Source organism: Acidovorax soli (assembly GCF_014207955.1).
Classification (GTDB): Bacteria; Pseudomonadota; Gammaproteobacteria; order Burkholderiales; family Burkholderiaceae_C; genus Acidovorax; species Acidovorax soli_A.
The window spans coordinates 1-3,368 of record NZ_JACHLK010000042.1 but is presented as its reverse complement, the minus strand read 5'-3'; the positions used below and the strand labels follow the sequence as shown (position 1 = coordinate 3,368).

Annotated in this window: 4 protein-coding genes; 2 read left to right on the top strand and 2 right to left on the bottom strand. The window is 67.5% G+C overall.

Annotation, left to right across the window (positions count from 1 at the left end):
* Together HNP48_RS35105 and HNP48_RS35100 are read right to left on the bottom strand one after the other, a co-directional pair.
* Positions 1 to 1,062: MCP four helix bundle domain-containing protein (locus HNP48_RS35105; RefSeq protein WP_184866316.1), on the bottom strand; the 1,062-nt coding region annotated here is incomplete at its 3' end.
* Between the two features lie 39 nt (positions 1,063 to 1,101).
* Positions 1,102 to 1,626, bottom strand: a complete 525-nt coding sequence (locus HNP48_RS35100) for a chemotaxis protein CheW (protein ID WP_184866314.1) — start codon at positions 1,624 to 1,626, stop codon at positions 1,102 to 1,104.
* A 327-nt stretch (positions 1,627 to 1,953) separates the two neighbouring features.
* Here HNP48_RS35100 and HNP48_RS35095 point away from each other — a divergent pair, with 327 nt between their 5' ends.
* Positions 1,954 to 2,766 carry an alpha/beta fold hydrolase gene (locus tag HNP48_RS35095; RefSeq protein WP_184866312.1) on the top strand — a complete coding sequence of 271 codons (813 nt, stop codon included), beginning with the start codon at positions 1,954 to 1,956 and terminating at the stop codon, positions 2,764 to 2,766.
* 207 nt (positions 2,767 to 2,973) lie between these two features.
* On the top strand, positions 2,974 to 3,120 hold the full coding sequence (locus HNP48_RS35090) for a hypothetical protein (RefSeq protein ID WP_184866310.1): 147 nt from the start codon (positions 2,974 to 2,976) through the stop codon (positions 3,118 to 3,120).
* Positions 3,121 to 3,368: the final 248 nt, after the last annotated feature.

Sequence of the window (3,368 nt, the reverse complement as noted above, 5' to 3'; positions counted from 1 at the left end):
CTTGCTGCTGCTGGCGTTGATGCCTTTCATGGTCTCGACCACTTCGGCCACGACGTCACCGCCTTGCACGGCCACGGTGGAGGCGCTCAGCGCCAGCTGGTTGGCCTGGCGTGCGTTGTCGGCGTTCTGGCGCACGGTGGAGCCCAGTTCTTCCATGGAGGCTGCGGTTTCTTCCAGCGCAGAGGCCTGCTGTTCGGTGCGGGCGCTCAGGTCGTTGTTGCCCGAGGCAATCTGCGCGCTGGCCGAGGCCACGCTTTCGGCGTTGCCGCGCACCGTGGTCACGGTGGTCACCAGGCTTTGCTGCATGCGCTGCAGGGCGCTGAGCAGGTGGCCGGTTTCATCACGCGACTGCACGACGATGTGGCCACTGAGGTCGCCTGCTGCCACGCGGTCGGCGGCCTCCACGGCCTGGGCCAGGGGGCGGGTGATGGAGCGGATGATGGTGATGGCCAGGAAGATGGCCAGCGCAATGGCCAGGGCCCCGGCGATCAGCACGTCGCGCTGCAGGGCGGCGGCGGCGGCCTCGGCCCGCTCACCGGCGGCAGCCGTGACCTGGGCCTGGTATTCCACCTGCTCCTGGATGGACTTCTGGTAGGCCAACTGGACCGGGCGCAACTGCTCCATCAGGAGCTTGAGCGCCTCGTCTTTCTGGTCCTTGTCGATCAGCCCCACGTACTGGTCCCCCAGCCGCAGGAACTCGGCGCGGTGCTGCTGCATGCGGGCCAGGCTTTCCTTGCCCTTCTCGGACTGGATCAGTGCGGTGAGCGTTTCCAGCTGCTTGGCAATCGTCGAGCGCGCCGTGCCGATCTGCTCACGCGAGGATTTGACAATGGCCTCCGACGAAAAGATCGCCAGGTTGCGGAACTGGATCGCCTGCACATTCACCCCGTCGGCCAATGCCCCCATGGCCCGGGTGATGGGGATGCGCATGGTAACGATGTCATTGAGCGCTGCACGCTGGCTGGCCGAGCGTGCCAGCGCCACCCCTCCCAGGGTGATCAGCAACAACACCATGGCGCCAAAGGCCACCACCAGCCGTGTGGAAATATTCAGGCGATTCATCCGGTCCCTCGTTGATTGGTTTTTGGAGTGTTTTTCACGTTATCCGTGTGCCGCGTTCTTGACCAGCCCTAATTCGCCACTGCTGAGCAGCGCCTCGATGTCCATCAGGATCAGCATGCGATCCCCCAGGCTGGCAATGCCGGAGACGAAGGCCGGGTCCAGGCTGCCCTGGGATTCGAACTGCGGTACAGGCTTGATGAGTTCCGGGGTCAGTGTGACCACGTCGGCCACGGCGTCCACCACGGCCCCGACCAGCACGGACCCGATGTCCAGGATGATGACCACCGTGAAGTCGGTATAGCTGGCTTCGGGGCACTGGAGCTTCACGCGCAGGTCCAGGATGGGCACGATGCGCCCGCGCAGGTCGATCACGCCCTTGATGAAATCCGGTGCATGGGCCAGGCGCGTGGGCTGCTCGTAGGAGCGGATTTCCTGCACCCGCAGGATGTCGATGCCGTACTCCTCCAGGCCCAGGCGAAAGCTCAGGTACTCCCCGGCGCCGCCGGCCGGTTGGGGGATGCGGGACGGGGCTTCGGTAGCGGCTGCGGCAAGGGCTTGTGTCATGGCAAAAGCGTTTCGGGATGGAAAGGTGAACAGACCCTAGAGGGCCAAGGCACTCCCGAAAGCATAGCCGCGAAAAGTTACATTTGAAAACAAAATCCGGCCAATGAACGACCGAAAGCGGCCATGTGCAATGAGCAAAAGTGCGCGCCCTGCCCGCTTCAGGTCCCGCCGGTTTTCGCCGCATTGGAGAGGTGCCTCCACTCCTGGCGGGGGTTCCGGCGCGAAAAAATGTTACCGTTACCCAGGCTGTCGCGTGGCCGGCTGCTGCACCGCCGGACGGCCCCCGACACCGCCGGGCAAGGGCCCGGCGCCCCATGGAATGACCTGATGACGCTGTTCACCAAAAAAGAGACCTCACCCCACCACATGCCTCCCCCTGGCTTGCCCCTGCTGGCGCTGGAGTTGCGCGCCCCCTGGGAGTTCGGCGCCGTGCTGCCCGCCTGGCCCGTGCTGCAGCGCGCGCCCATGGGCGACGGGCACACCGTCATCGTCTTTCCCGGGCTCACGGCGGGCGACGCCACGACGGCGCCCTTGCGCCGCTACCTGGAGTCACGCAGCTACGACACCCTGGGCTGGGGCCAGGGCCTGAACCTGGGCCCTCGCGAAGGCGTGCTGGACAACGCCAAGCAGCAGTTGCAGCAGGCGGCCCAGCGCAGCGGCCACAAGGTAAGCCTGGTGGGCTGGAGCCTGGGCGGCATCTATGCGCGCGAACTGGCCAAGGAACTGCCCGACCTGGTGCGCTGCGTGGTGACGCTGGGCACGCCCTTTGCCGGCCCCCACACCTCCACGAACGCCTGGCGCATCTACCAGTTCGCCAGCGGCCGCAGCATCGAGCGCGAGGTCGCCAGTTACAACCTGCCCGAGGCGCCCCCCGTGCCCACCACCAGCATCTACTCGCGCACCGATGGCGTGGTGGCCTGGCGCGGCAGCCTGCAGGCCCCGGCCAAGCACAACCCGAACACCGAGAACGTCGAGGTGCTGGCCAGCCATTTCGGCATCGGCCTGAACCCGAGCGCCTGGTGGGTGGTGGCCGACCGGCTGGCCCAGCCCCATGGGCCGGGCGCGGCATGGCAGCCGTTCCGGCGCCCGTCGCTGCCTGGGCTGCAGTTGGTGTTCCCCGACCCGCACCGGCCACGCTGAAGGCCCGGCACCGTCCAGCATGGGACGGTGGCAGCAAGGACGGGGCGCAGCACCGCGCAGGTCTGCGTTCCTGCCGGCTTTCGTTGCAGCGCCCCAGCCTTTAGGAGGCGCCATGCTCCAGGCCCGGGCGCATGCAAGCTGAAGGGCTGCTGAAGCCACGCCAGGGGTCGGCTTGAAGGGCTGCAGGCTTCCCCCAACCTGCCCGGCATGCGAAGAATCAAGCGTGCCCTCTTCTACTGCCTGCTGCCGGTGGCCATCGTGCTGGCACTCATCGGCTTTCCCATGCCCCTGGCCCCGCCGCAGGCCACGCGCGCCGGGCAGGAGCAGTCCGCACCGGCGGACAAGCGGTCATGACGCGGGCACGGCGCCTGGAGCCGGGTGTGCAAAACACGGCTTCAGGTCCAATTGCTTGCCTAGAAGCTTTCCCATTCATCATCCCCACCCCCTGCCGCCTTGGGCGCCGGGCTGGGTGCCGCGGCCGGTGCCGTTGCCGCCGCCTTCACTGGGGCCTTGGGTGCTGCCAGCCGGCTGGCCACAGGCGCCTTCACCGCCGCCCGCGCCGCTGGCGCCGCCATGGCCACCGGCTTGCGCACCGCCGGGGC

What these genes read in the sequence shown, in the direction of transcription:
- HNP48_RS35100 (WP_184866314.1), bottom strand. Translation starts at nt 1,626, where the DNA reads ATGACACAAGCCCTTGCCGCAGCCGCTACCGAAGCCCCGTCCCGCATC.
- HNP48_RS35090 (WP_184866310.1), top strand. Translation starts at nt 2,974, where the DNA reads ATGCGAAGAATCAAGCGTGCCCTCTTCTACTGCCTGCTGCCGGTGGCC.
- HNP48_RS35095 (WP_184866312.1), top strand. Translation starts at nt 1,954, where the DNA reads ATGACGCTGTTCACCAAAAAAGAGACCTCACCCCACCACATGCCTCCC.